This is a genomic window from Pyrococcus kukulkanii (assembly GCF_041647995.1).
Lineage (GTDB): Archaea > Methanobacteriota_B > Thermococci > Thermococcales > Thermococcaceae > Pyrococcus.
In genome coordinates this window covers 124877-151395 of record NZ_JARRIB010000005.1, presented here as the reverse complement: position 1 = coordinate 151395, position 26519 = coordinate 124877, and the positions used below count along the sequence as shown (strand labels likewise).

23 protein-coding genes are annotated in these 26519 nt (G+C 43.3%); 14 read left to right on the top strand and 9 right to left on the bottom strand.

From position 1 onward, the window contains the following. The first annotated feature begins 98 nt into the window (after nucleotides 1-98). The 3 genes from P8X24_RS10715 to P8X24_RS10705 are packed head-to-tail and all read left to right on the top strand — an operon-like array spanning nucleotide 99 to nucleotide 2763. Nucleotides 99-656, top strand: a complete 558-nt coding sequence (locus P8X24_RS10715) for a Maf family nucleotide pyrophosphatase (protein ID WP_372916098.1) — start codon at nucleotides 99-101, stop codon at nucleotides 654-656. A gap of 39 nt (nucleotides 657-695) precedes the next feature. Next, nucleotides 696-1988, top strand: a complete 1293-nt coding sequence (eno, locus tag P8X24_RS10710) for a phosphopyruvate hydratase (protein ID WP_372916193.1) — start codon at nucleotides 696-698, stop codon at nucleotides 1986-1988. A gap of 34 nt (nucleotides 1989-2022) precedes the next feature. Next, the gene (locus P8X24_RS10705) at nucleotides 2023-2763 is read left to right on the top strand and encodes an ATPase (protein ID WP_372916096.1); all 741 of its coding nucleotides are present in this window, start codon (nucleotides 2023-2025) and stop codon (nucleotides 2761-2763) included. On the opposite strand, the gene P8X24_RS10700 is transcribed toward P8X24_RS10705, so the two are convergent. Further along, nucleotides 2760-3572 carry an MBL fold metallo-hydrolase gene (locus P8X24_RS10700; RefSeq protein ID WP_372916095.1) on the bottom strand — a complete coding sequence of 271 codons (813 nt, stop codon included), beginning with the start codon at nucleotides 3570-3572 and terminating at the stop codon, nucleotides 2760-2762. The two genes, P8X24_RS10705 and P8X24_RS10700, sit on opposite strands and share 4 nt — an antisense overlap. A gap of 94 nt (nucleotides 3573-3666) precedes the next feature. On the opposite strand from P8X24_RS10700, the gene P8X24_RS10695 reads away from it, so the two are divergent. From P8X24_RS10695 to P8X24_RS10685, 3 genes are read left to right on the top strand one after another with little or no spacing between them, the layout of a single operon-like run. Further along, on the top strand, nucleotides 3667-5994 hold the full coding sequence (locus P8X24_RS10695; RefSeq protein ID WP_372916093.1) for a DNA polymerase: 2328 nt from the start codon (nucleotides 3667-3669) through the stop codon (nucleotides 5992-5994). A gap of 41 nt (nucleotides 5995-6035) precedes the next feature. After that, nucleotides 6036-6260 carry a type II toxin-antitoxin system VapB family antitoxin gene (gene vapB, locus P8X24_RS10690; RefSeq protein WP_372916191.1) on the top strand — a complete coding sequence of 75 codons (225 nt, stop codon included), beginning with the start codon at nucleotides 6036-6038 and terminating at the stop codon, nucleotides 6258-6260. Beyond that, the gene (locus P8X24_RS10685) at nucleotides 6247-6636 is read left to right on the top strand and encodes a type II toxin-antitoxin system VapC family toxin (RefSeq protein WP_372916091.1); all 390 of its coding nucleotides are present in this window, start codon (nucleotides 6247-6249) and stop codon (nucleotides 6634-6636) included. The genes vapB and P8X24_RS10685 overlap by 14 nt, the downstream gene beginning before the upstream one ends. On the opposite strand, the gene P8X24_RS10680 is transcribed toward P8X24_RS10685, so the two are convergent. Further along, nucleotides 6605-7225, bottom strand: coding sequence for an METTL5 family protein (locus tag P8X24_RS10680; protein WP_372916089.1), 621 nt, complete (start codon nucleotides 7223-7225; stop codon nucleotides 6605-6607). The two genes, P8X24_RS10685 and P8X24_RS10680, sit on opposite strands and share 32 nt — an antisense overlap. 140 nt (nucleotides 7226-7365) lie before the next feature. Here P8X24_RS10680 and P8X24_RS10675 point away from each other — a divergent pair, with 140 nt between their 5' ends. Beyond that, nucleotides 7366-8970 (top strand): B12-binding domain-containing radical SAM protein, encoded by a 1605-nt coding sequence (locus P8X24_RS10675; protein ID WP_372916087.1) that lies wholly within the window; start codon nucleotides 7366-7368, stop codon nucleotides 8968-8970. Between the two features lie 308 nt (nucleotides 8971-9278). Here P8X24_RS10675 and P8X24_RS10670 read toward each other — a convergent pair whose 3' ends face one another. Continuing rightward, nucleotides 9279-9803, bottom strand: coding sequence for a metal-sulfur cluster assembly factor (locus tag P8X24_RS10670; RefSeq protein WP_372916085.1), 525 nt, complete (start codon nucleotides 9801-9803; stop codon nucleotides 9279-9281). Nucleotides 9804-9984: 181 nt separating this feature from the next. Here P8X24_RS10670 and P8X24_RS10665 point away from each other — a divergent pair, with 181 nt between their 5' ends. Continuing rightward, nucleotides 9985-11859 (top strand): phosphoenolpyruvate carboxykinase (GTP), encoded by a 1875-nt coding sequence (locus P8X24_RS10665; protein WP_372916084.1) that lies wholly within the window; start codon nucleotides 9985-9987, stop codon nucleotides 11857-11859. Here the strand turns inward: P8X24_RS10665 and P8X24_RS10660 are convergent. From P8X24_RS10660 to P8X24_RS10640, 5 genes are read right to left on the bottom strand one after another with little or no spacing between them, the layout of a single operon-like run. Further along, nucleotides 11845-12342, bottom strand: coding sequence for a hypothetical protein (locus P8X24_RS10660; RefSeq protein WP_372916082.1), 498 nt, complete (start codon nucleotides 12340-12342; stop codon nucleotides 11845-11847). The two genes, P8X24_RS10665 and P8X24_RS10660, sit on opposite strands and share 15 nt — an antisense overlap. Then, on the bottom strand, nucleotides 12339-13586 hold the full coding sequence (locus tag P8X24_RS10655; protein ID WP_372916080.1) for a DUF58 domain-containing protein: 1248 nt from the start codon (nucleotides 13584-13586) through the stop codon (nucleotides 12339-12341). The genes P8X24_RS10660 and P8X24_RS10655 overlap by 4 nt, the downstream gene beginning before the upstream one ends. Further along, nucleotides 13583-14512, bottom strand: a complete 930-nt coding sequence (locus tag P8X24_RS10650) for an AAA family ATPase (protein ID WP_372916078.1) — start codon at nucleotides 14510-14512, stop codon at nucleotides 13583-13585. The genes P8X24_RS10655 and P8X24_RS10650 overlap by 4 nt, the downstream gene beginning before the upstream one ends. Then, nucleotides 14491-15519, bottom strand: a complete 1029-nt coding sequence (locus P8X24_RS10645) for a DUF4350 domain-containing protein (protein ID WP_372916076.1) — start codon at nucleotides 15517-15519, stop codon at nucleotides 14491-14493. The genes P8X24_RS10650 and P8X24_RS10645 overlap by 22 nt, the downstream gene beginning before the upstream one ends. Further along, nucleotides 15516-17243: a hypothetical protein gene (locus P8X24_RS10640; protein WP_372916074.1), complete on the bottom strand. Its 1728-nt coding sequence runs from the start codon at nucleotides 17241-17243 to the stop codon at nucleotides 15516-15518. Before P8X24_RS10640 ends, P8X24_RS10645 begins: the two co-directional genes overlap by 4 nt. Nucleotides 17244-17303: 60 nt before the next feature. Here P8X24_RS10640 and P8X24_RS10635 point away from each other — a divergent pair, with 60 nt between their 5' ends. The 4 genes from P8X24_RS10635 to P8X24_RS10620 all read left to right on the top strand — a co-directional run bounded on the left by P8X24_RS10635 (nucleotide 17304) and on the right by P8X24_RS10620 (nucleotide 25205). After that, nucleotides 17304-18053, top strand: coding sequence for a hypothetical protein (locus tag P8X24_RS10635; protein WP_372916072.1), 750 nt, complete (start codon nucleotides 17304-17306; stop codon nucleotides 18051-18053). Continuing rightward, on the top strand, nucleotides 18044-18286 hold the full coding sequence (locus P8X24_RS10630; protein WP_372916070.1) for a hypothetical protein: 243 nt from the start codon (nucleotides 18044-18046) through the stop codon (nucleotides 18284-18286). The genes P8X24_RS10635 and P8X24_RS10630 overlap by 10 nt, the downstream gene beginning before the upstream one ends. Before the next feature lie 4 nt (nucleotides 18287-18290). Continuing rightward, complete coding sequence (locus P8X24_RS10625) at nucleotides 18291-20528, top strand: oligosaccharyl transferase, STT3 subunit (RefSeq protein WP_372916068.1); 2238 nt, start codon at nucleotides 18291-18293, stop codon at nucleotides 20526-20528. 201 nt (nucleotides 20529-20729) lie between these two features. Further along, on the top strand, nucleotides 20730-25205 hold the full coding sequence (locus P8X24_RS10620; RefSeq protein WP_372916066.1) for an adenosylcobalamin-dependent ribonucleoside-diphosphate reductase: 4476 nt from the start codon (nucleotides 20730-20732) through the stop codon (nucleotides 25203-25205). A gap of 4 nt (nucleotides 25206-25209) precedes the next feature. On the opposite strand, the gene P8X24_RS10615 is transcribed toward P8X24_RS10620, so the two are convergent. Further along, nucleotides 25210-25371, bottom strand: coding sequence for a hypothetical protein (locus P8X24_RS10615; protein ID WP_372916064.1), 162 nt, complete (start codon nucleotides 25369-25371; stop codon nucleotides 25210-25212). A 38-nt stretch (nucleotides 25372-25409) separates the two neighbouring features. On the opposite strand from P8X24_RS10615, the gene P8X24_RS10610 reads away from it, so the two are divergent. Continuing rightward, nucleotides 25410-26288 carry an AEC family transporter gene (locus P8X24_RS10610; RefSeq protein WP_372916062.1) on the top strand — a complete coding sequence of 293 codons (879 nt, stop codon included), beginning with the start codon at nucleotides 25410-25412 and terminating at the stop codon, nucleotides 26286-26288. Between the two features lies 1 nt (nucleotide 26289). Further along, nucleotides 26290-26466 (top strand): hypothetical protein, encoded by a 177-nt coding sequence (locus P8X24_RS10605; protein ID WP_372817845.1) that lies wholly within the window; start codon nucleotides 26290-26292, stop codon nucleotides 26464-26466. The last annotated feature ends 53 nt before the right edge of the window (nucleotides 26467-26519 follow it).

Below are 26519 nucleotides of genomic sequence, written 5' to 3'. Positions count from 1 at the left end.
GGTGGGCTCCTTTCTCGGACACCCCCGAGCCATGCCCAGTGATCATGCAATCATGGGTGAAGAGTGTGAGTTTAAAAACCTTTACCAAATTTCTCGTGATGATAATCTTAGCCTCTGCAAGTCCAAGGAGGAGGGAAATCCTTGAGAAGTTCTTCGACATAAAGGTTGTTCCAAGTAATGTGAATGAAGAAAGTCACATCAAAACACCAGAGAAAAGAGTGGTTGAGATAGCTAGAAGGAAGGCGCTCTCTGTATCCCTAAAGTACCCTAACGGGACAATAGTTGCCGCTGACACAGTAGTAGTTTTTGAAAATAATATCCTGGGAAAGCCCAGAGATGAAAGTGAAGCTCGAAAAATGCTTAGAATGCTAAGTGGAAGGGTGCACAAAGTTATCACGGGCTATTGCATAATTCACAGAGGAAAGAGCATAGAGAGTTATGAAGTCACGGAAGTGAAGTTCAGGGAGTTAGACGAGGAACTCATCGAGTGGTACATCAAAACGGGCGAATGGAGGGACAAGGCTGGGGCTTATGGGATTCAGGGCTATGCCTCGGTATTCGTTGAGCGGATCAAAGGGGACTACTATAATGTTGTCGGTTTGCCAATTAAAGTAGTTGTTGAACTGATGAAGCTCGGCATCAAACCAAAGACATGATTTTTAAGGCTTAACGGAATATCACCTCTGGTGATTGCCATGGAGAATCCTTACGAGATTACCGCAGTTGTAGCAAGGGAAATACTTGACAGCAGGGGAAACCCAACCGTTGAAGTTGATGTTTACACTAACGTCGGCATGGGAAGAGCTGCGGTGCCAAGCGGAGCGTCAACTGGAACCCACGAGGCCATTGAGCTAAGGGATGGTGGAAAGAGATATCATGGAAAGGGTGTTAGGAGGGCAGTGGAGAACGTGAACAAGATCATTGCCCCTGAGCTTATTGGAATGGATGTGAGGTGGCAGAGGGAAATTGACACCCTCCTCCTAGAGCTCGATGGAACCGAGAACAAGAGCAACCTTGGAGCGAACGCAATCCTCGCGGTTTCTTTGGCGGTGGCAAAGGCCGCAGCTGACTCCCTAGACCTTCCGCTGTACAGGTACATAGGCGGCGCAAACGCCTACGTTTTACCGGTTCCACTAAGTAACGTCATAAATGGTGGAGTTCACGCTGGAAACGAGCTCGACTTCCAAGAGTTTATGATAATGCCCATTGGCGCTGATTCATTCAGGGAGGCAATAAGGTGGGTATCCGAGACTTACCACGTCCTCAAGAAGGTAATCATGGAGAAGTACGGCAAGAACGCAGTTAACGTTGGTGACGAGGGAGGATTTGCCCCCCCGATGAAGGAAGTGACCGAGCCCTTGGACGTTCTCGTAGAGGCCATTGAGGAGGCAGGATACAAGCCTGGGGATGAAATAGCCTTGGCCCTAGATGCGGCATCAAGCGAGTTCTTTAACGCCGAGATTGGCAAGTACGTTGTTGGGGGTAAGGAGTACACGAGGGAAGAGCTCCTCGAACTCTACAAGGAGCTGACTTCAACATATCCGATAGTCTCAATTGAAGATCCATTCCACGAGGAGGACTGGGAAGGTTTCGTCATGATAACCAAGGAGCTCGGAAAGAAGGTGCAGATAGTAGGTGACGATCTCTTCGTTACAAATCCAAAGAGGCTCGTCAAGGGAATCCAGATGGGTGCAGCTAACGCACTTCTGCTGAAGGTTAACCAGATAGGAACCCTAAGCGAGGCCATTGATGCAGCCTACACTGCATTCAGGGCAGGCTACGGGGTTGTAGTTTCTCACAGATCTGGAGAGACTGAGGATTCAACGATAGCTGATCTCGCAGTTGCCCTAAACGCGGGTCAGATCAAGACCGGAGCTCCTGCAAGGAGTGATAGGAACGCGAAGTACAATCAGCTCATAAGAATCGAAGAGGAGCTCGAGGGAGTCGCAATCTATGCCGGGAAGAAGTTCAGAAAGGTTTTCTTCTGAATGTTTTTTAAACCCTCTTTTCTTTTCAACTTCCATGCTTCCAAAGGCAGAAACCTTCATCGAGAAGTTCAGGCTTGAATCAAGCTTGAGGGCTCTTGAGAGGGTGAAAGATGAGTTACCCCAGGAAGCCTATCTCCGGCTAAAGCACCTTGCCGAGTCCAGGCTTTATGGAAAAGACTTCTCGCGGGAACCTTTGAAATTTAGGATTGCCGTTGCCTACTCTGGAGGAAGTGACAGCTCAGCAACCGTTAAGGTACTTAGCTGGGCTGGATTTAAGGTGATTCCAATTACAGCAAGGCTACCCCAGATGGGAGAGAAAACCCTTGGAAGGGTGAGATCCCAGGGAGCAGTTCTAGTGGAAGTCCCAGGATACATGGAAGAAATGAGAAGGCTCATGGAGAAGAGGGCTCCAATCTGCGGCAGATGTCACTCAATGGTCATGAGCGCTGTTGAACGGAAAGCTAGAGAGCTGGGCATAAAAGTTGTCGCAAGTGGAGACATGCTGAGCGTTGGTAGCGGCTCCATCTATAAAAAAGATGGCATGATCGTGCTTAATCTGCCGGCTTTTTTGGCACTAAACAAGGCACAACTCTTGGAGATCCTTGGTTGGAAGGAGTACGAGCTCAAGTTTGGTTGCCCCCTATGGAGGGAAGCCGTGAAGAGGGCTCCGATAATGAAGAGGTTTGCAATCCAGAGAATACTGAGGGAGTTGAGAGCAGGTGTTTTGACTGAGGAAATGGCAAAAGAACTTATAATGGACGTTCTTAGGGCTTAAACGAACCTTGCAGGTCTTAATGTTTTCACGCTGATTTCCTTCCTAATCGTGACCCTGAAGCCCTCCTTGGCAACGTACGTTTTAATCCCCGTGATGTTCTGAATGAACTCGGCCTCCTTATAGGGGCCCGCGAAGTGCATTTTCATCCCTGCGTGAGTCATTATCAATACTTCAGGTTTTTCCTTCATGGCCTTCAGCATGTAAATTATATCCTCAGTGCATAGGTGATAGGGGATTCTCATGTCCCTGGGCCTCGTAACTGAGGCTATTAAAACCCTGGCCCCTTCGTGCCACTCGACGAGCTCGTCGAAGTACTGGGTGTCTGGAATGTAAGATATATCCCCGTAAGCCGTCTTCAAGCGAAATCCTATCGTCGTCGGATCGCTATGTATGGAGGGGGTAATTATCATTTCCTCCTGCCCTATCTTGAACCTGTCCCCAGGATTTGGGGTGTGAACCTCCTCGAGGGCGTCGAGGTGATACTTGCTTAATGCGGGAGTGTGGTTCTCATCCCCATGAACAACGCTTCTTGAGCCAATTAAAATCCCCCTCTTCTTGGTAACTCCATAAGTCATTCCCTCAACTAAAACCTCAGCATCGTTGCAGTGATCGGTGTGCCTGTGGGAGATGAAGAGAACGTCGATCTTCCTGGGATCTATCTTGTACCTCCACATCCTAACTAACGCTCCAGGCCCAGGATCAACGTAAATATTCTTACTCGCCCTTATAAAGAAACCCCCGGTAGCCCTTGCCTGTGTTATCGTGACGAATCTTCCGCCACCGCCGCCAAGAAAGGTTATCTCTATCATCTCACACCTCCCCCATAACATCACCTAATCAATTTTTAAGCGTTCTTAAAGGCTTAAATACGTGAATTTAGCGTAAGTTATTGAGGGATTAGGTATGATACTTGACGCTGACTATATCACCGAGGATGGAAAACCGATTATAAGAATTTTCAAGAAAGAGAACGGCGAGTTTAAGGTTGAATATGACAGGAACTTTAGGCCCTACATCTACGCCCTCCTTAGGGATGACTCCCAAATCGATGATGTGAAGAAGATAACCGCCGAGAGGCATGGGAAGATAGTGAGAATTATAGATGCCGAAAAGGTAAGGAAGAAGTTCCTGGGGAGGCCAATTGAAGTATGGAAGCTGTACTTTGAACACCCCCAGGATGTTCCCGCAATAAGGGATAAGATAAGGGAGCATCCCGCAGTTGTTGACATCTTTGAGTACGACATTCCGTTCGCGAAGAGGTACCTAATAGACAAGGGACTAATTCCAATGGAAGGCGATGAAGAGCTCAAGTTGCTCGCATTTGACATAGAAACCCTCTATCACGAGGGGGAGGAGTTCGCGAAGGGGCCCATTATAATGATAAGCTATGCTGATAAGGAAGAAGCCAAAGTCATAACGTGGAAAAAGATCGATCTCCCGTACGTCGAGGTAGTTTCCAGCGAGAGGGAGATGATAAAGCGGTTCCTCAAGGTGATAAGGGAGAAGGATCCCGATGTTATAATAACCTATAACGGCGATTCTTTCGACCTCCCCTACCTAGTCAAGAGGGCCGAAAAGCTCGGGATAAAGCTACCCCTGGGGAGGGACGGCAGTGAGCCAAAGATGCAGAGGCTTGGGGACATGACAGCGGTGGAGATAAAGGGAAGGATACACTTCGACCTCTACCACGTGATCAGGAGAACGATAAACCTGCCAACGTACACCCTCGAGGCAGTTTATGAGGCAATATTCGGAAAGCCAAAGGAGAAAGTTTACGCTCATGAGATAGCGGAGGCTTGGGAGACTGGAAAGGGACTGGAGAGAGTTGCAAAATACTCAATGGAGGATGCAAAGGTAACGTACGAGCTCGGTAGGGAGTTCTTCCCAATGGAGGCTCAGCTTTCAAGGTTAGTCGGCCAGCCCCTGTGGGATGTTTCTAGGTCTTCAACCGGCAACTTGGTGGAGTGGTACCTCCTCAGGAAGGCCTACGAGAGGAATGAGTTGGCCCCAAACAAGCCGGATGAGAGGGAGTACGAGAGGAGGCTAAGGGAGAGCTACGCTGGGGGATACGTTAAGGAGCCGGAGAAGGGACTCTGGGAAGGGTTAGTATCCCTAGATTTCAGGAGCCTGTACCCCTCGATAATAATCACCCATAACGTCTCACCGGATACGCTGAACAGGGAAGGGTGCAGGGAATATGATGTAGCTCCAGAGGTCAAGCACAAGTTCTGCAAGGACTTCCCGGGATTTATCCCCAGCCTGCTCAAGAGGTTGTTGGATGAGAGGCAAGAAATAAAAAGGAAGATGAAAGCTTCTAAAGACCCAATCGAGAAGAAGATGCTTGATTACAGGCAACGGGCAATCAAAATCCTGGCAAATTCATATTACGGATATTATGGGTACGCAAAAGCCCGTTGGTACTGTAAGGAGTGCGCAGAGAGCGTTACGGCCTGGGGAAGGGAGTATATAGAGTTCGTAAGGAAGGAGCTGGAGGAAAAGTTCGGGTTCAAAGTCCTATACATAGACACAGATGGGCTCTACGCCACAATTCCTGGGGCAAAACCCGAGGAGATAAAGAAGAAAGCCCTAGAGTTCGTAGATTATATAAACGCCAAGCTCCCAGGGCTGTTGGAGCTTGAGTACGAGGGCTTCTACGTCAGAGGATTCTTCGTGACGAAAAAGAAGTATGCGTTGATAGATGAGGAAGGGAAGATAATCACTAGGGGGCTTGAAATAGTCAGGAGGGACTGGAGCGAAATAGCCAAAGAAACCCAAGCAAAAGTTCTCGAGGCTATCCTAAAGCACGGTAACGTTGAGGAGGCCGTAAGGATAGTTAAGGAGGTAACTGAAAAGCTGAGCAAGTACGAGACACCTCCAGAAAAGCTAGTCATTTACGAGCAGATCACGAGGCCCCTCCATGAATACAAGGCTATAGGCCCGCACGTTGCCGTGGCAAAAAGGTTAGCCGCTAGAGGAGTAAAGGTGAGGCCCGGCATGGTTATAGGATACATAGTTCTAAGGGGAGACGGGCCAATAAGCAAGAGGGCTATCCTTGCAGAGGAGTTCGATCCCAGGAAGCATAAGTATGACGCTGAGTATTACATAGAAAACCAAGTTTTACCTGCCGTTCTTAGAATATTAGAGGCCTTTGGGTACAGGAAAGAAGATCTCAGGTGGCAGAAGACCAAACAGACAGGTCTTACGACATGGCTTAACGTCAAGAAGAAGTAATGTTTATATACTCGTAATGCGAGTATTAAGTGGGTGATGAAATGGCAGTATTGAGCATAAGGATTCCGGATGAGCTGAAGGAGAAGATGAAGGAGTTCGACATAAACTGGAGCGAGGAGATCAGGAAGTTCATAAAAGAGAGGATAGAGTACGAGGAAAGGAAGAGAACCCTTGAGAAAGCTCTAGAACTCCTAAAGAATACTCCAGGATCAGTCGAGAGAGGATTTTCAGCAAGGGCAGTGAGGGAGGATCGTGATAGTAATTGATGCCTCTATCCTGGTCAAACTCATCTTAAAAGAGGAAGGGTGGGAGCAAATAGAACTCACTCCAAATACGGTAACTCTAGATTATGCTTTCGTTGAGTGCATAAACGCTATATGGAAGGCCGTTAGGCTAAACAGAATCCCAAGGGAGAGCATCACCGAGAGACTGGAAGTTCTTAAGCTGGTCAGGAATTCAATCATAGTCGCCAAGGTTGATGATTTCTTCGAAAGGGGGCTAGAGATAGCGCTTGAGGAAGGAATAGCAGTGTATGATGCCTTTTACATAGCCCTAGCTGAGTCCTTGGAGGCAAGGTTAGTTACGGCAGATGAGAAGCAGTACAATGCAGCTAAAAACTACGTTCCTGCGAAGCTCGTATGAACCTGTAGATATCGACCTTGATCCTTTCAAGCCTTTTTCTGTGGAAGAAGAACTGTGCAGGGATCTCGATTTCAGTTGTTATCCTATGACTCATTACAAAATTATTTTCCTGGGAGAATCTCTCTATAAACTTCCTAACCTCGGGCTTTGCTAGGTGGATTGAGTACACCACGTTAGATACTTCAAATGCCTTCAATAGGAAAGGCTTGTCAGCATGCTTCCGCTGGCTTCCAAAGGGGGGATTCATAACTACGGTATCGACCTTTTCGCTGAACTCGTTAACGTCCCCAACGATCACCTTAACGTTATCAAAACCTTTAACGTTCTCCTTAAGCACCTCAACCGCCTCAGGATCAACTTCAACTGCATAAACCTTCTTGGCACCGAGCAATAAAGCGCCAACAGTCAAAACTCCAGTTCCGGCTCCTAAGTCAGCAACAACCTTGCCTTCAATATCTCCCAGGGAATATGCAAGCCAGAGGAGTTCTGATGCCGCATTTCCTGGAGTTCTGTACTGCTCCAGCCAGGGCTTTGGATTTTGAAAGCCCTTCAGCTTTGATAAAATAATGGCTAGTTCTTTCTTCCTCATCACCGCGCAATAATTTTTGATCGTTTAAGTCTTTTCTTGAATTATTTCAATAAATTAACTAAAATTTTGCCGTTATTACTATTTTAACTGCGTAATCTTCTTAACTGTGAAGTTCTTCTTTCATAGGTGGGGGTGGTTGAATGGCAAAGATAGTCCTCAGCACGGATGAAACATTAACGAGCACGTATCACGACGTTCCACTCTTGGACTTTCTAGGGTGTGCACCCTATGATAAGCTACCGAAGTGGGTGTTCAGGTTACTGGACAGCCAGTTGCCAGATAACAATGGAGTACTAACCCAAGCTCCCTACGGACTCAGGAAAATTGAGGCCGCTCTGCTGAGGTGTTTTTCAAGGGATGAGGTTGTAGTGGCTCACCCTAGGAAGATAGAGCAGTTCATTGACGAAAACACTGAGATGGTAGCTCTTTATGAGATGGATCCCCTTGGCCTGGGCCCAGTAACAATGATGTTCACAAATGGAGGACAGTGGAGGAGCTACACAAGTGTCAAGTTCAAAGAGCTCGTGACCAGAATAAATTCGCTCAGGGATAAGAAGAACCTCAAGTTCAAGTTGGTTGTTGGGGGGCCAGGATCATGGCAACTTGAAACTAGAAGGGATGAGAGGGAGAGACTAAGAGTAGACCACGTGGTCATTGGCGAGGCAGAGCACGTAATATGTGACATAATTCAGGCGATAATCGAGGGTTCCGCTGATGAAACGATATTCATTAGGGGATGGCCTAAGGTTGAGGAGATACCAACTATAGTTGGCCCTTCTTATAAGGGATTAGTTGAGGTAATGAGGGGATGCGGAAGGGGATGCAGGTTCTGTGAACCAAACCTTAGGGTTGCACGTTTCATTCCGCTGGAAAAGATAGAGGAGGAGATAAAGCTGAACATAAATGCGGGAATTGACCATGCATGGCTACACAGTGAGGATATATTTTTGTATAAGGTCGAGGATAGGAAAAACTTCTACCCAAACGCCGAAGCAGTAATCGAGCTGTTTGAAATGGCTAGGAAATATACCAAGCACGTCAACCCAACCCACGGAACGGTAGCTGGAGCCTTAGCGGTTCCAGGAATGATAGAAGAAATCTCAAGGATAGTTGAGGCCAATGACACTCATTGGGTAGGTATACAGGTTGGAATGGAAACGGCCGATCCAGAGATTATTGGAAAGCTTATGAACAACAAGATGAAGCCCTTCTCACCCGAGGAGTGGCCGTGGGTTCTGCTTAATGGAACCTACGTTTTCAACAAGAACTACTGGTTCCCGGCTTACACTACAATTCTGGGGCTTCCTGGGGACAATGATGACGCTGAGATTATGACTGCTCAACTGATAATTACAATGGAGAAGGAGTTGGAAGAGAAACTCGGAAACAGGGCCCACTTTACTGTCACGCCTTTAGCCTTCGTTCCTATGGGCGTTCTGAAGGGTGAAGAATTTTACAGAGTAGATGATATGATAACCTACGGCCAGTTCCTTCACCTTTATTACGCATGGAAGCACATGGCGAGGGAGGTTCTGAAAGGCCTACCCAAGGTCATGAAGGATAACCTATTCCTAGTTCCATTTTATCCACTGGCAATGGTGGGAGTTAAGGTAGTTATTAGGCAGATAGAGAAGTGGGGCAGGAAGAGGGGATTTGAAGTCAAGAAGCTCGAGCCCCTAGATATAAGGATAGAGGTTGAAGAGCACAGATGGAGCTACAAGCCGATCTTAGCCGAGGCGTACTAAGACTATCATTGCCTGCCGTTCTCCCGTCCTGTATCGTTGTGATACAGGGCGGGTCATCACGGCGATGCCCGGGCCCCCTCACGGCAGAAACTCCACCCCCGTCGCCGGAGGCTTCATCGCACTACCGTTGACGGAAACCCGAGCTCCATCCACAACCACACACAATGAGACTAATAAAGGTTTCTGCCTCTCCGCGGGAAGCTCATGAGGAGCCCGCTTTATTCTTATATTCTTGTATTCTTATATTCTTACCCTAAGGCTTATATTCTTACCCTAAGGACTTGGGGGATTCTCAAAAAGGAATAAACTTAAATCATGCCAAGCCTTCTCTTAGCCTCATCGCTCATCCTATCTGGTGTCCATGGTGGATCGAAAGTAAGCTCAACCTCAACATCTTTAACCCCAGGGATCTCCAGGACTTTCTCTTCAACGGCCCTTAGGATCCACAGGGTTAGGGGGCATCCTGGGGTGGTCATTGTCATTTTTATGTATACTGTGTTATTAGGATTTACCCTTACCTCGTATATCAGGCCTAAATTGACAACATCAATCCCAATCTCGGGATCAATGACTTCCTTAAGCTTCTCTAGAATCATCTCTTCGGTTAATTTAACATCCTCTTCACTCTTTTTCTCTCTCACAAACCCAATCTCGACTTGCTTAACCCCCTCGAGCTCCTTTATTCTGTTGTAAACTTTCAAAAGCGTTGCATCATCAATCTTCTCCTTAAAAGTTATTTTAACGGTTTCATTCTCAACTTCTAAGTTTTCAATTATCTCATTCTTTCCTATAATCTCTTCGACGACTTTCTCCACTCCTTCTTTCGTTACCAAATCTCCACACCCGGTGGTAGTTTTGATAAACAGATTTAAACCTTTTGGGTCAGAATTGTTCCATCAATTCTTTTACACTTGCCTAGTTGATAAACTGACAAAATGGATTCAAAAAATATGTATTTTAAGCCAATAAATTTAATAATGTCAAAATGCACACGTTTAAACAAGGGTGAGAAAAATGGAGAACGCTCTCAAGAAGCTTAAAAACTTCCTTGAGAAAGAGCAGTTCGAAAAAATTGAAAGAATAGATAACCCTTATCTCCACGAATTCTTGGCGGAGTGGATTGAATGGCTCCAACCGAGCAAGATATTTGTTTGCACCGATTCACCTGAAGATGAAGAGTACGTCCGTTGGAAGGCCCTCTATTATGGAGAGGAAAAGATGCTTGAAATGCCTAGGCACACCGTCCATTACGACAACTACTACGACCAGGCGAGGGATAAGGCAAATACTAAGCTCTTGGTTCCCAAAGGAGTAACATTGCCGTTCCTTAACACTATGGACAGGGAGGAAGGCCTTAGGGAAATCAGGGAAATAATGAAAGGGATAATGAGGGGCAAAGAACTCTTTATATGCTTTTTTGTACTCGGCCCAAAGAATTCTGTCTTTACGATTCCTGCAGTTCAGTTAACCGATTCGGCTTACGTCGCACACTCTGAATTCCTATTGTACAGGAAGGGTTATGAGGAGTTTGTAAGGATGGGGCCAACAAGAAACTTCCTCAAGTTCGTTCATTCTGCTGGAGAGCTCGATGAGAGGAAGACGAGCAAGAACCTTGACAAAAGAAGGATATACATTGACTTGGTAGATGAAACCGTTTACTCAGCGAACACTCAGTATGGTGGAAACACTATAGGGTTGAAGAAATTGGCATTCAGACTTACAATTCAAAGGGCCGTTAGAGAAGGCTGGCTAAGTGAGCACATGTTCCTGATGAGAGTTAATGGACCGAATGGAAGGAAAACCTACTTTACAGGAGCTTACCCAAGCATGTGTGGAAAAACATCAACGGCAATGATACCATGGGAGAACATAGTTGGTGATGACCTCGTTTTCATAAAGAATCTAGATGGGAGGGCTAGGGCAGTAAACGTTGAAATTGGTGTCTTCGGAATAATTGAGGGAGTAAACGAAAAGGATGACCCAATTATATGGAAAGTCCTTCATTCTCCAGTCGAGATTATATTCTCTAATGTCCTTGTCAAGGACGGCAGGCCTTACTGGAATGGAATGGGAATTCCAATTCCTGATGAGGGAGAGAACCACAGCGGAAAGTGGTGGCGTGGGAAGAAGGATAAGGAGGGCAAGGAGATACCTCCAAGTCACAAGAACGCTAGGTTTACGGTTAGGCTTGAGGCCTTTCCAAACCTTGACAGAGAGGCTTTGGAAAACCCATGTGGGGTTGAGGTTGGCGGAATGATATTTGGTGGAAGAGATCCAGATACGTGGCCTCCGGTTAGGGAGGCGTTTAACTGGCAACACGGTGTAATAACGATGGGAGCCTCACTTGAGAGCGAAACCACAGCAGCAACCCTGGGCAAAGAAGGAGTCAGAGCCTTTAACCCAATGTCAATCCTTGACTTTTTGAGTGTGCACATAGGTGATTACATCAGGAACTACCTAGAGTTTGGGAGGAAGCTAAAGAAGACTCCAAAGATATTTGCAGTAAACTACTTCCTCAGAGAGAACGGTCAATGGCTAAACGAGAAGCTTGATAAGGCGGTATGGCTCAAGTGGATGGAGCTCAGAGTTCACGGTGACGTAGAGGCTATTGAAACTCCAATAGGATACATTCCAAAGTACGATGACCTTAAGGTTCTCTTTAAGCAGGTATTAAACAAGGAGTACAGTAAAGAAGATTATGAGAAGCAGTTTAAGATAAGGGTTCCCGAGTTGCTCGCCAAGATAGAGAGGATATGGAAGATCTACGAACCTTTAGACAATATCCCGGAGGAGCTCTTTAAGGAGCTTGAAAAGGAAAAGGAAAGATTGCTGAAAGCAAGGGAGAAATACGGGGATTATATAAGTCCTTTCATATTACTCAAGAGTTAAAAATCTTGAGCTTGCGATGAGTATCCCTAAACTAATGACTATCGGGGCAGTATCCTTAAGGTCTGCTCCTAGCATAACAGATATTCCCAGCATCGTGCCCACAGCAAGGGACATCAGCCCTATCTTGGCAAGGGCTTTTCTTTCTCCCCCTTTTGCATGAACCCCCATTCCCACTAATATCCCTGAATAATAAAGTGGCCTATAAATAATTCCCGCAATTAGTAGGGCTATAATAATTATGTCCTTGTGAGATGGTCTGTACTCTGTTAGTATTTCGTATAAAGCAAAAATTGAAGGTATAACAAACATAAAAATACCTTCGAGGATCTCTGTGCTTATTGTTCCCATCGCAACTATGGAGTATACTACATATATGAGTAATTTTATATCCTTATTTTTAACGAGATAGCTAGGGATTAGAAGTAAAGGAGCGGGATTTTTTAACATCAGACCTGCTACTAATAAGGCTGCGAGACCTATCATTTTATCACCCTAAGGACTTCTTTTCCATAGTCACTTGGCCCTAGGTCTATCGTTGGGACAAGGGCGTTAAATTTTTTAATTAAGTTTTCTCTCTCTTTCATTCTCCTGTAAAGCTTTCTTAGTGTCTCCTCATTGAGCTCTCCTTGATAAAATAAAACAGGATTTGGGGATAAGATTATTATTCTGTGCTTCTTCCTAATTATTGATAATAAGGCATAAAGTCGTGATGTTTGACTTGTTAGGTCAGAAATTATAATTATATATGAAGGAGTTTTTATTTCAAGGAGGGCCTCCCATATTCCTTTTCTTTTTCTGAAGGATTTCCTAAGGAAATTTAGAGCTTTTGTGCTTACCTTTTTTATCTCTGCCCTTAAGCTAAGAATGCCTCTTTCCCTCTTGTATTTTATTTCCATTCTTATCTTGTTAAGATGACCTTCCCCCCTTCCTGGGGGGATCCTCTTATATCCTCCTTCCCAGTATTTTATAAGGCCAACATAATATCCGTTCCGAATTAACATTGTTGCTATGTATAATGCTAGGGCTGATGCATAGTCAATTTTTCCTTTTCTCATTTCTCTACTTTGGTCTAAAATTATGTAGACCTCACTCTCCTTTTCTTTCAAAAATTCCCTTATTATGAGCTTCTTTAGTCTAGCTGAGGCCTTCCAGTCAATCTTCTTGATATCATCCCCAGGAATATACTCCCTGAGGCCGTAAAACTCAAGGCTCTCGGTTCCTATAACTCCTTTCTTGTACCTTTCCTTTAATCTAAGTCTATACTCTTCTTTTGCAGCTTCTCTTATTGAGTCTACTGAAGGAACGACTTCAACTCTAACTCCTGAAAATATCTTTTCTTGAACTTGTAAACCCAAGAAATCCTCTACCTTTACTTTAAGATGGAGCTCGTATATTCCCTTTCTTTTTGGTCTAATTTTAATTTTTACATCCTTCTGTCCTTTTACTCTTACTCGTATTTTTTCGCTAACTACAGACTCCCCCTCAAATTCTGCATTTACTATTCCTTTCCCCCTGAAGAAAACAGGAATTTCGATATCTTTACCCTCCTCTATGGATACTGAGTTATTACAAATCCTGACTTCAATATTCGGATTGAATGTTAGCTTTGAATAATACATATATAAAAATAATGTAAATGCGAAAATTGCTGGCGGTATATCCCCCACAAGGTAAGAGTGAAAGATTCCCAGGAATATAAGCGTCCAGATATAAAGCTCTCTCTTCATATGGGCACCTCTACCTTTTCTAATATTTCCCTCACAATAGTTTCTCCCTTCACACCTTCTACTTCATATTCTGCTTTAACCATTAATCTATGTGCGAGAACGGGAATTGCCAAGCTCTTCACGTCATCTGGAATAACGTAGTCTCTTCCCTCAAGAAATGCTTTTGCCTTAGATGCGTAGAGGAGATGCTCCGATGCTCTGGGAGATGCTCCAATTAAGAGTCTTTCATCTGTTCTCGTTCTTGTAACTATCTCATAGAGGTATCTCAGCACGTCATCACTAACTTTTACATTTTTAGTCTCTTCTATAGCAGTTATTATTTGAGCCTTTGTAAACACTGTCTTGACTTCACTGAATTCTCCTCTGTCCTTCCTTCTAAGCATTTCAAGTTCTTCCTCTTTATCTGGATATCCCACCTTGATCTCCATCATAAACCTATCAATCTGAGCCTCGGGTAAATTATACACTCCCTCAAATTCTAGTGGATTTTTTGTTGCTATAACCAAGAAAGGTCTGTCAAGCTTGTACGTTTTTCCTTCAATTGTAACTTGTCTCTCTTGCATTGCCTCTAAAAGTGCAGACTGTGTTTTTGGTTGAGCTCTATTTATTTCATCTGCTAACACGATATTCGCAAAGATTGGGCCTTTCTTTATTTTCCAAAGCCCGTCGATTTGATCATAGTACACCGTTCCTAATATATCAGCGGGTAACAGATCTGGTGTTAACTGGATCCTTGAAAATTTTAGGCCAAGGGCCTGAGCAAAGCTCTTGGCTATTGTAGTTTTTGCGACTCCGGGAATTCCTTCGATTATTACGTGCCCCTCCGCTAGTAATGCTATTGTTAGTAGCTCTATAACGTCATCTTTTCCTACAACTGCCTTGTGTATTTCCTTTTTGAGGATGCTTAGGAGTTTTCTTCCGTCCATTTTGACCACCTACTAATTTCACTCATTATCCTATTTAGCACTCTACCATCATATCCTTCTCCTTCAAGCTTCTTTATAACATCCTGAATGCTTTTCTCTTCCTCTTTAAACAGTCTTTCTAAGATTTTTAGCGCGGCTTTAAGGATTTCCTCAAGTGTCCTAAGGGCAAGTCCACTTTCTATAGATAAAACAAGGACTCCAACAAGGGCTGTAACGTAGAAGGCTTTTTTCCTATCTAGGGATCTCCTGATTACTAAGGTTCCCGCTTGATAGAAATTCATGTTTGAATGGTGAGCCTCGTCTATATATACGGGATACTTTACATACAAGGATATGAAAACATTTATGAATTTTGCATTAAATTTTATCATATCGTTTATAAAGGCACTGGGATCTGAGAATAAGATTATTCTACCTTTTTCATATTTAAACTCTGTCATTATTGGGTATTCTCTAAAGTTCCTCCCAAGAAGTGTTATTCTGCTTGTAAACATGGATCCATTAGTTCCAATAATCACGGAGGGCATATTTAGTACAACTTTACTTACGTTGGCACTTATGTTTGGATCTTTGATTTTCACTATCACAGGAAAGTAAGAACTTTTAATATAAAACACCTCTTTTGGTGTTTTTGGTGAGAATCTTATAGAGAGATTAAGCCCTTTCAATATCTGGTTACCTGTCCCAAAGTCATCAATTAATATAAGGGTTCCACCATTCTTTAGGAACTTCTGAATTTCTACAATTTCCAACTGAGAATAACTCATATCAGGGCCTATTATAATTAGTGTTCCTTTCTTGTCTTCAAGCTTATAGGAGTTAAATGGAGAAAAAACGGGAATAACATCTCCTTTTTTATACAGGAGTTTTGCAAATTCGGAGCATCCATTCCACCCAGTGTTAAATATGCTGAATTCTGCATTTGTAAGAAATATGGGGATTGATACTGGCATTATTAACATCGCTATCCCAATTGCGAGTAGGGTGAAGTAAAATGCTCTCTTCATAGTTTTTCACCTATTATAATTGTCAATATTGTTCTAGCTATTGACCTGAAGAATCTTGTAATCTCGATACTTGTGGGGATCTTCATGCCGTAAACTGTTTTTTCGTGGACTTCGGTGGCATCTTTGAACTCTCTTCTAACTTCATCATCAATTTTAGCTAACAGCTCTCTTGGAGTAGTGCTTCTTTTTAGTTTGTACCTTTCTATAAGCTTAAGGTAGGTTTTCCTGTACCACTCTCTGAGGCTCTTTCTTTCTTCATTTTCTTTTTTCTTTGCTATTTCAGGTATCTCATGCTCCTTAATCACTATTCCCATTTTCTTTTTACCTTTTTGAGGCCTCAAATAAAGTAAAAGGCCAAGAAGAGTTATTATTGCCATACCTGCTATTTCCTCATATTTTACCACATAGACGCTAACAGTTAAAACATTACTTTCGGCGGGGGCGTACAGGAAATTTCCGGGGAACTTTGCCACTATCTCATGCTTTCCTGGGGAGGATAGCCGAAGTGTCATCTTAAACTTATGCAGAGCTGTAAATTTCTTGACTTCTTTCCCATCGACGAGTATTGAAATGTTAATTCCTGGAACGCTAGTATTTCCTGTTATCTCTATTAGCTCCCCGACTCTAGCTTTACTGGGCCCTTCTATCCTTATTTGAACAGGCATTTTGAGTACATTAACTTTTGTACTCCTGGAGCATTTTTCATGGACATTATCTCCTGGATAAAAAATGGTTACTGGGTAGGTTCCGGGGTTCTGAAAAGTGTAGTGTATGGAGAATTCTCCTTTTTCATTCGTTTTAATTTGGATATTGTTTGCATATATTATCGCGTTGGGAATAGGAAATCCAAGAGCATCTCTTAGTACTCCATTGAGTACTATCGTTGAATTCGGATAACCTGAGGGGGAATTCACGATGATTGAACATGGTATCTTAGATACATTGATTAATACAGTGTTTGACTTTTTGCCTTTTGCAGTTAAATAGACCCTATAAGAACCAATTTTAGTAAATTTATAAGTTATAGAGAAGTTTCCAGGCACCTGGACGGAGTAATTCCCAATGTGAAGAGTCACTTCTGGGAAGATGGAGTATCCATATATAGTCACGTTTTCAAATATGTAGGGATTTTTCTTAGAAACGTACACGGCAAGTGTTGTGTTATCTCTTGTTATTTTACTTGATACTATTTTTAGGTAATATCTAAGTAGCCTCTCAATATCGTCAAGGGCATCTTCGACTTTTGAGGTATCTAAAGCTTTAGTATTGTTGTTTACTATAAATTTCATATTCTTGATGCTCTTAATGGTCTCATTAGCGTCTCTCAGGTTATTAAATGCAAATTCCAGGGATAGCTTAGCTTTGGTATACATTCCAAGGTTATAGAATTTTTTAAAATCATTAATACCTTTGATTATATTCCCTACCTCCTTTGAGAGCTGTACGAAGGGAGGTAGGTACATAGTTAATGTTATGTTAACCCCTCTCGCTCTATAGAATTCCTCCTCTTCTTTTGTCCAATTAATTATCAGTTGAAGTTTACTATATTGGGTCTGATTTAAATCTTTAAGAGCTGAGGCTGAGATATCTAAGATTGTCGAGAAAAACTCATACAACGCGGAATCATCTCTAAGGGCACTTTCAAATTTTACCTGTCTAATTTGAGCTAGTGTTGGGGTTATAAGGAGTAAGACTATTGCCAGTGAAGTAAGGACTTTCCTCATCGCTCTCACTAACATATAACCCTTTTAAATATTTGGGGGTTAGTGATCTTGGGTCTGACGATGAAGAGGGTTTTAATCTCTGGGTTGGCGATCATTGGAATTGGAATATTTGTGACTATAATTTCAGTGATTATGGGCACAGACACCCTTAACATTGGACTAGCTGCTTTGATAATTGGCGCCGTTGTTCTAGCCTTTAAATCTGAGGAGTACGTTCGAAGGGATACTTTAGATCTCGTTGTTACTTCGGTTCAGGAAAGCTTGAAAAAAATGATTAACGATCTTGGATTAGAGGGAAATGCTGTTTACATACCGCCTTATGAAAATTTACCGGAAGGTGGCATCTTTATTCCCTTAGTTCAAGATTATAGAATAGACCTAGGTAAGTTAAGTGAGGATTCTGTGTTCTTAACTGAAGTAAGTAGTGAACGTGAGATGGGCTTATTAATAAAGCCTCCTGGGGGTAAAATTGTTGAAAAATTTGAGGAGCACTTAGAGGGGGAAATAACTAGTGTTTCAGAAGTTGAAAGTGTTAGCACTGCGGTTCTTAGATTCCTAGAACTTGCTGAAAGTATCCATATAGAAGATGCCGGTGATACATTTTACGTCTATGTGAAGCCTAGAAATATGGAATTTTGCAAGAGGCAAGTTAAGAACTGTAATCAAGTTGCATGTCCAATATGCTCTTCAGTTCTCTTGGGGTTGGCAAAGGGCAGTGGGCAACTACTTGAAAGTGAGAGGTTTGAGATTGTTGGTGAGAGAGTTAGAATTACCGTGAAAAAACTTGGAGGGATTAGCGAATGGATGTGAGTGACTACATTCTATCTTTTATTTCAGTTTGGATCGTTCTATCTGCCCTCTTGACGTCTAAGGTGGATGTTTTTCTAACACTGTCCTTGATAGGAATTCTGGTAGCAATAACTGTTGGTGGGGAATACATGTCAAAAAAACAAAAGGATAATATCACTCCAATAGTGGAAGTTCTCCTTGCAACATTTGTCGTGATTGTCCTAAAGAAAGTATATGAAGTGCTTAGCGGGTGATACCATGAGGGTCAAGTATAGATATATGACAATCCTAGGTATAGTTTTAGCTTTAGTAGTTAGACTGGTTCCTTTAAGGATGAAATATATGTACGGTTACGATCCTTATTTCCACTTAAAGTACATCCTGTATTGCATGGAGAAAGGCCAGTGGGTGAACTTTTTCCCCTATGCCCTTGGCCCATGGGGGATGAAGGTAAAGCTCTTTCACCCTCTTGGCCTCTGGGCAACTCCAGCCTACCTTTCTAAAATACTTCCAGGCTCCATTGATTTTGCTTTTAAAGTAACCCCTGTAATATTTGGAGTTCTAACGATTGTATTCTTTACGTACGCCCTAAGTAGGGTTTATGGGTATAAGACGGCAGCACTGTTTTCACTTCTCTTTGCTTTTAACTTCGGACACATTATGCGATCTATGGCCAATTACTATAGAGGCGACAACTATATGTTGTTCTGGTACTCAGTTACGTTTTTCGGTTTTTCCCTTTTAATATCATCTAGAAACACATGGGAAAGGATTATCGCTTATTCCTTAATTTTTATATCTCCCGCCTTGGCCTCAGTTTTTTGGCAGGCGTATTATCCGATTTTCATTTTAGTACTTGCGAATGCAGTATTCCTATTAATTGGTTCGTTTTTGTTATCAAAAGATGATATGTTGCCCCATGCTTTTATTTCGATAAGCCTCATCTTACCCTCTATAATCTTGGCAAGTGTTCTGGGTGAGAAAGTTGGCTTCGGAATGCTTGGGGAAAATAAGGGAACGGGAAATTACCTATCAAAGAAGTTTGGGCTGGAATTTGGATTCTTGCATGACATATTCCTTTATTATCTCTTCAAAATTGTCCTCTTGGTACTCCTTCTGGCTGTAATCGTACTTCTTGCCTCAAGATTCCTCAAAGACGTAAAGACGAGGGCAATAACGCTAACGGTTTTAGTCGTGGTTGGTGGTTTAATACTATATTCTAAGTACTACTCAATATTTTCAACCCTTTTAAACAAAATATTTTTAACCTCTCCAATTTCCGAGACCCAGAGGACTACATTAAGAGACTTCTGGATAGCATATGGTCCTCAGTTTGCGTTGGCTTTCCTATATCCGCTTAGGTTTAGGAGACTAAACGTATTTACCCTGTTGACATTGGGAACGGTATTAGTACTAGTTCCCATGGCTATTATTTGGACGAGATTTCTTTTCCTAGCCTCAGTTGCAATATCCTTAATGGCTGCCCTTGGTCTCTCTTCTCTTAAGTTAAGTAAAAGTAAAAGGAAAATTGCCATCATAACATTAGCGACTGTAATTTTAATTTCTTCAGTGCATGGAATGTATGAAACGCTTAACCTCAAGCCGGAAATGAATAAATATTGGGAAGATGCTCTTTCGTGGCTGGGAGAGAATTCTAATGTAAACGACATAGTTCTAGTGTGGTGGGATTATGGCCATTGGGTAACCTATTACTCTACAAGGGCCCCCGTAGCCCAGGGAAGCCCAAGCAGGTTTGTTGCGAGGTACTACTTGGGGTTAGTCAATAATAAGAGCCTAATGAATATTGGTGTGGATTACGTGATAGTATCGTACAATATCTTATATAAGTTCCAAGCCGTGGTTAAAACTGCAAATGTAACAGGTTACAGGCTTCTTCTCCTGTATAGATCTGAGAAGTATACTTTTACAAGAGGGGACATAACCATTGTCGCAGTGCCATCTCGTAATGGTTGGGATGTTCGTATTACTGCAAATGGAATAGTGGGGCGGCCAAGGGAAGCGTACGTTGAAATGGGGGACAGAATTTATAGGATTGAATACAATTCTAATGCTGACTTGTACGCTTACGTGAACTTTAACTATGGTTACGCTGTGTTAGCTGATTCAAAGACTTTTAACACTCCTATGGTTAAGATGATGGCGACTAACTCTTATCCTGGGTATAAGTTGGTTTATTCTGACGGTGGTATGGTGAAGATATTTAAGTTCATCCATCCAAACGTTGTCGTTGAAGGCTCTAATGGACGCATTGTACTTAGATTCCTTGATCCGAAGGGAGTCAAGCTGGGGCTATATGGTTATCTTGACAACGGGACTTTAGTCTATAAAGGAACATTTAACGTTAAGAATAAGGACAGCTTTTTCATGCCTCAAGATCTCAATAATAGCGTTGTGGTACGATATGTCTACTTTGGGAAGAATGTTTTTGATAGGGGGATATTTAGAATAGATGACATAGCAAGGGAAACTCAATAGAACAGGATTTTCATATGAAGATTTTTCACCGGCATCTCCCTTAGACTTTGTCTATCTCTTGGCCAAATATTATTTTTCATTTTTGACTTATATTCAAAGATAGGGATAGCAAGATATAATAGCTAAGCCTCCAACTTTTTGGGTGCTGATGATATTACAGTGATTACTACCTTTTAAAAACAAAATGACAGGGGTGTGCCTATGGCAGTTGAAAAAGTGATGAAACGTGATGGCAGAATAGTTCCCTTCGATGAGTCACGTATAAGGTGGGCTGTACAAAGGGCAATGTGGGAAGTTGGAGTCAGAGATGAGAAGAAGCTCGATGAGGTCGTGAAGAATATAGTCAAGAGGATCAACGAGCTCTATGATGGAAAAATACCACACATAGAGAATATTCAGGATATAGTTGAACTGGAGTTAATGCGTGCAGGACTCTTTGAAGTTGCAAAGGCTTACATCCTTTATAGAAAGAAGAAGGCTGAAATAAGGGAGGAAAAGAAGAGGATCCTCAACAAGAAGGAGCTGGATGAGATAGACAAAAGGTTCTCAATAAACGCCCTTAGGGTTCTAGCATCGAGGTACCTAATGAGGGATGAGAACGGGAACATAGTGGAGAGCCCCAGGGAATTATTTGAGAGGGTTGCAATCCTCGCGGTAATTCCTGATCTCCTGTACGATGAGAGGGTTTTCGACAAGGACGGTAATTATGAGCAGGACTTAAAGAGGGTTGAATACTATCTCGAGAACTTCGAGAAGTTCGATAGGAAGTATTCTATCGGGAAGTACAAGCTGAACAAGTACCATTTCGAGAGGATGGTCAACCTCTACAGGGAGCTCGCGGAGAAGGGCAAGATGAAGGTTTCTATTGACGAGTTCCTGGGAATGCTTGAAAGGGGAGAGTTCGACAAGTACGAGAGGGAGATAGAGGAGTACTTCAGACTGATGACAAACCAAGTCTTCATGCCCAACACTCCCGCGTTAATTAACTCGGGAAGACCCCTTGGGATGCTTTCAGCCTGCTTTGTCGTGCCGATAGAGGATGACATGGAGAGCATAATGAAAGCTGCTCACGACGTTGCGATGATTCAGAAGGCTGGTGGCGGTACTGGAATGAACTTCTCCAAGCTCAGGCCTGAGGGTGATATAGTTGGAACTACAACTGGGGCAGCATGTTTTACTGGCGATACCAGGATACTGACCGACAGGGGATTCATTCCTATCGAGGAACTCGTGAAAACTAACTCTACTCCAAAGATAATTACCCATAAGGGAGTCAAGAGAGTAGTGGAGAAATACGACAATGGGGAGATGGAGGTCTTTAGGATTATTACTGAAGATGGATATGAAGTTAAAGTCACCAAGGAGCACAAGTTCTTAGTCTTTGATGAAGATGGTAATCCAGTCCTTAAACCTTTAATGGAACTTAAAGAGGGCGACTATATCTACATCCTAGCGCCTGATGAGTTTGATGCTCCATATGTAGAGGTCAACACGAACGTTGAGCTAAAAAGCAATGGTCACGATGTTAAGCTACCAAATATCCTCGATGAGAAGCTGGCGTATCTAATTGGAATAATCTATGCAGACGGTCATATAAGGCATTACTATGAGAACGGTAGAAGGAAGAACTCGAAGATTGAAATATACCTAAACACGAGCGAAGAAGAAATTAAAGAAAAAGTAAAAAGGTACTTCGTGGAGATCTTTGGTATTGAGCCAAAGGAGTTTGTTAGAGAAGATCAGCATAAGGTAACACTTGTAATACCTTCTACAAAGATTGTAAAGTTCCTTGAGGCAAATGGGCTTAGCAAAGACAAATCAGAGAACATAGGGGTTCCCGAATTAATCTTCCGGAGCAAGCCAAGCGTCATGGCAGCATTCTTGGCTGGGTTCTTTGATGGAGATGGAACCATAGACCACCACTATAGGATTGCCATTAAGTCTATTTCAGAGCGTTTCATTAAGGAGGCTCAGCTTCTCTTCATGGCACTTGGAATTGTTACGAGCATACAAGAATATGAGCCTAAGGAGAATGGTCACAGAAAGGTATACACCCTCAGAATCCAGACTAGGGATATGAAGCTAAAGGCTTTTGAAAAACTTACTGAGTCCGTTAAGCTTGCAAAAATCAGAGAAAAAGCAGTAGCAGAGCTGGGAGAGAGTGGAAAGAACAAGAAGTACTCCTTCCCGTTTAATGCCATATACAAAATTAAAAGACCCGAAATTCGGGCTAAGATTCAAAATACCTACAAACTCCTTTCGTACAACTCTAAAGTTACACACAGAGCATTCATAAGGAGAGTACTTGAGCTAAAGGATGAGCTTGGCCTTGATGAGGAGGAAGTCGAGTACTTTACAATGCTATCAAAGCTCTACCCAGTAAGGATATCCAAAATAGAACCTCTTGGAGTCCAGAGAGTTTACGATATCCAAGTTGAGGATGTCCACCTTCTCACAGGGAACGGCATTTATACGTCCAATAGTGGCCCTGTTTCGTTCATGCACCTCATAGATGCCGTTAGTGACGTAATCAAACAAGGAGGAGTTCGCAGGGGCGCAAATATGGGCATTCTGGAGATTTGGCACCCAGATATCGAAAAGTTCATCCACGCTAAGGAAAAGAACATTGGGACGAACGTTTTAGCTAACTTCAACATAAGCGTTGGCATCTGGCAGGACTTCTGGGAGGCCCTTAAGGAGGGCAAAAAGTACCCCCTAATAAACCCCAGGACTGGGGAGGTCGTTAGGGAGGTAGATCCAAAGTCCCTGTTTGAGGAGCTAGCGTTCATGGCCTGGAGCAAGGCTGACCCAGGAGTTATATTCTTTGACGTGGTAAACAGGAGAAACGTGCTTAAGGAGGCTAAAGGTGGACCGATAAGGGCTACTAACCCGTGTGTCGTCGGAAGCACTAGAGTGCTCACAGAGAAGGGAGAAATTGCAATCGAGGAATTATTTACCTTGGCCAAGAATGAAAACATTGAAAGATTGGAGGTCATTGACAAAGGGGCCTTAGGAAGGGACGGGGAGGAAGTAGCGTATCTGAGCCCTATTAAGATTATAGCATCAAATGGAAGGCCAGTCGAGGCTTATGTATGGAAAGTTGGAGTTAAGCCAACAATAAAGATAGTGCTCGAGGATGGGAGGGAGCTCATAGGAGATGAAGATCACGAGGTTAAAGTTAACGGTAATTATGTAAAGCTCAAGGAATTAAAGGAAGGAGACTGTGTTGAAATTTACGGCGGTGAATGCAGAAAGGTCATTAGCGTTGAGAAAGCGGGAGAGCAGATGGTCTATACTCTTACCATGAAGGAAGTCCACGAATATGTAGCCAACGGAATAATAAGCAAGAACTGTGGAGAAGAGCCTCTCTACGAGTACGAATCCTGTAATCTCGCGAGCATAAACCTCGCGAAGTTCGTTAAGTACGATGAAAACGGAAAGCCGTACTTCGACTGGGATGAGTACGCTTACGTCATTCAAAAAGTTGCGAAGTACCTTGACAACTCTATCGATGTTAACAAGTTCCCTCTCCCAGAGATCGATTACAACACCAAGCTCACGAGGAGAATCGGCGTTGGAATAATGGGCCTAGCCGATGCATTGTTCAAACTCGGCATACCCTATAACAGCGAAGAAGGCTTCAAGTTCATGCGCAAGGTTACCGAGTACTTAACCTTCTACGCTTACAAGTACTCAATTGAGGCAGCAAAGAAGAGGGGGACCTTCCCACTCTACGAGAAGTCTGCTTATCCAAGGGGCGAACTCCCAGTCGAGGGTTACTACCACCCGGAGATCTGGAACTTACCTTGGGACAAGCTGGTTGAGGAGATAAAGAAGTACGGCGTTAGAAATGCAATGGTAACAACCTGCCCGCCGACAGGCTCAGTTTCGATGATTGCAGATACCTCAAGCGGAATTGAGCCAGTGTACGCTTTAGTCTACAAGAAATCAGTTACCGTGGGAGAGTTCTACTACGTCGATCCCGTTTTCGAGGCCGAGCTTAAGAGGAGGGGCCTCTACAGTGAAGAACTTTTGAAGAAGATCAGCGACAACTACGGCTCAGTGCAGGGAATAGAGGAGATTCCCGAGGATATGCGGAAAGTATTTGTCACGGCCTTAGATATTCACTGGCTCGATCACATCTTGGCCCAAGCGAGCATCCAGATGTGGCTTACGGATTCCGCAAGCAAAACGATCAACATGATAAATGAAGCCACGGTTGAGGACGTAAAAGCTGCGTACCTCTTCGCGTACTTCCTTGGTTGCAAGGGTGTAACCGTTTACAGGGATGGTTCACTCTCCGTCCAGGTGTATAGCGTTGAGGGTGAGAAGAAGAGGAGGTTCAAGCCGAAGCCTAGTGAATATGCAAAGAAGATCCTCCTCCAGATAGTGGAGAAGGAGCCATGGATAAAGAACTTTGTGAACATAGACAACATACTCAACGGCAGGAGCGAGCAGTTGACTTTCTCACTCCAGCTGAATAAGCCAGTCTCGAGTAAGGTGGAGCAGAGGCAGGCTAAGCCCCAGGAGATTCCAGAGGAGAAGATAAAGGAGTTATTGGGGGTAGTCTACTGTCCAGTGTGTTACGAGAAGGAAGGAAAGCTGGTTGAGCTGAAGATGGAAAGCGGCTGTGCAACCTGTCCAGTCTGCGGATGGAGCAAGTGCGTTATTTCCTGACTCCTTATTTCTTCTCGATATTTTTGTTAGGGGAGTTCTCAAAGGTTGAGGTATGTTTTAAGGGCTGAAGTTCCTGAGGAGTTTTAATATCACCGGTTCTTCGGAGTCCAATTAGTTTTAAAGTTTTTGCCCTGAGTTGCGTATTTTGAGTTGTTATGCCTTTCAAGTATAAAAATATTTAAAACACGAACTTGATGAACTAACATGAACATTCCAGAGATGCTCTCCTTAATCTTCTTGGGCTATTTACTTAAGCGAGCGATAAAGAGTGAGAGGTTCTTCTATATTCTGAGGAGACTTATAAACGAAGTTTTCTTCGCTTTATTCGTCTTTGGAAACGTCGCTAGTAAGGATCTCTCTTACCTGCTAAAGATAAAGATAGTTTTCCTTTACGTTTTCTTGATTATAGGGATAAGCCTCTCAACATCTTTTCTTTATTCGAAATTATTCGTCAAGGATGAAAAATGGAGAGGTGCCTTAATAGTCCTCTCCTCCTATCCAAATACTGCCGCATTGGGGTTCCCAATAGCGAGCCTTTTCTTGGACGATATAACCCCTGCAATCCTATACTCCACAACGAACTCCCTGATAATCCTCCCCATAGTCACTTTTGTAGCGGCACATTACTCTACCGGTGGCGCCTCAATAAGGAAGAGCTTCAAGAAAACCTTGAGGTTTCCCCCAACGGTCGCTAACTTATTGGCTCTAACTTTGGTAATAGCCGGAATAAGGTTGCCGGACTGGTTTATTAATCCAATAAAGACCATTGGATGGACTAACATCCCTCTCCTCCTCGTGTACTTTGGCTCTAGGATATCCCTGGGTAAGTTCTCTGTGAGGAAGTTAATAGAGGTTGCAACTTTTAGGAGCTTGATCCCCTTTGTATTCGTCTACGCAACCCTGCATGGTTACCCCAGGGAGATATTCTATGCGATATTGGTTGAATCTTCGATGCCTCCGGCTATAGCGGCTAACGCGATCTTAGCCCAATACGAGCTCAAGGCTGAAGAGGCTATAAGCGTGACCTTCGTGTGGACGCTAATAGTTATGGCTTTCTTCTCCATATTGGCTTGGAGGTGGTGAGATGGAGAGAAAGAAGGTTTACAGACTGCTCCTCGTTTTGGTTTTGATCCTTACCGTTGTGTACACCTTAAGCGTCTTAGGCTACCTTCCCTACTTTCTAGCCTACTACATCGTGGTATTCTTCATAATCCTGTTTCTAGCCTTAAGATGGCATGAGAGGCTTAAGGGCTGGAGATGAGAATGGGTACTACCTTAGTCTCTATATTATATTTAGTTTGGTCATTAGATGGG

Coding starts and splice junctions, on each gene's coding strand:
- P8X24_RS10665 (WP_372916084.1), top strand. CDS start 9,985: ATGGAGAACGCTCTCAAGAAGCTTAAAAACTTCCTTGAGAAAGAGCAG.
- P8X24_RS10675 (WP_372916087.1), top strand. CDS start 7,366: ATGGCAAAGATAGTCCTCAGCACGGATGAAACATTAACGAGCACGTAT.
- P8X24_RS10625 (WP_372916068.1), top strand. CDS start 18,291: ATGAGGGTCAAGTATAGATATATGACAATCCTAGGTATAGTTTTAGCT.
- P8X24_RS10660 (WP_372916082.1), bottom strand. CDS start 12,342: ATGATAGGTCTCGCAGCCTTATTAGTAGCAGGTCTGATGTTAAAAAAT.
- P8X24_RS10705 (WP_372916096.1), top strand. CDS start 2,023: ATGCTTCCAAAGGCAGAAACCTTCATCGAGAAGTTCAGGCTTGAATCA.
- P8X24_RS10610 (WP_372916062.1), top strand. CDS start 25,410: ATGAACATTCCAGAGATGCTCTCCTTAATCTTCTTGGGCTATTTACTT.
- P8X24_RS10715 (WP_372916098.1), top strand. CDS start 99: ATGATAATCTTAGCCTCTGCAAGTCCAAGGAGGAGGGAAATCCTTGAG.
- P8X24_RS10645 (WP_372916076.1), bottom strand. CDS start 15,519: ATGAAGAGAGCATTTTACTTCACCCTACTCGCAATTGGGATAGCGATG.
- P8X24_RS10630 (WP_372916070.1), top strand. CDS start 18,044: ATGGATGTGAGTGACTACATTCTATCTTTTATTTCAGTTTGGATCGTT.
- P8X24_RS10695 (WP_372916093.1), top strand. CDS start 3,667: ATGATACTTGACGCTGACTATATCACCGAGGATGGAAAACCGATTATA.
- P8X24_RS10620 (WP_372916066.1), top strand. CDS start 20,730: ATGGCAGTTGAAAAAGTGATGAAACGTGATGGCAGAATAGTTCCCTTC.
- P8X24_RS10640 (WP_372916074.1), bottom strand. CDS start 17,243: ATGAGGAAAGTCCTTACTTCACTGGCAATAGTCTTACTCCTTATAACC.
- P8X24_RS10650 (WP_372916078.1), bottom strand. CDS start 14,512: ATGGACGGAAGAAAACTCCTAAGCATCCTCAAAAAGGAAATACACAAG.
- vapB (WP_372916191.1), top strand. CDS start 6,036: ATGGCAGTATTGAGCATAAGGATTCCGGATGAGCTGAAGGAGAAGATG.
- P8X24_RS10605 (WP_372817845.1), top strand. CDS start 26,290: ATGGAGAGAAAGAAGGTTTACAGACTGCTCCTCGTTTTGGTTTTGATC.
- P8X24_RS10635 (WP_372916072.1), top strand. CDS start 17,304: ATGAAGAGGGTTTTAATCTCTGGGTTGGCGATCATTGGAATTGGAATA.
- P8X24_RS10700 (WP_372916095.1), bottom strand. CDS start 3,572: ATGATAGAGATAACCTTTCTTGGCGGCGGTGGCGGAAGATTCGTCACG.
- P8X24_RS10680 (WP_372916089.1), bottom strand. CDS start 7,225: ATGAGGAAGAAAGAACTAGCCATTATTTTATCAAAGCTGAAGGGCTTT.
- eno (WP_372916193.1), top strand. CDS start 696: ATGGAGAATCCTTACGAGATTACCGCAGTTGTAGCAAGGGAAATACTT.
- P8X24_RS10655 (WP_372916080.1), bottom strand. CDS start 13,586: ATGAAGAGAGAGCTTTATATCTGGACGCTTATATTCCTGGGAATCTTT.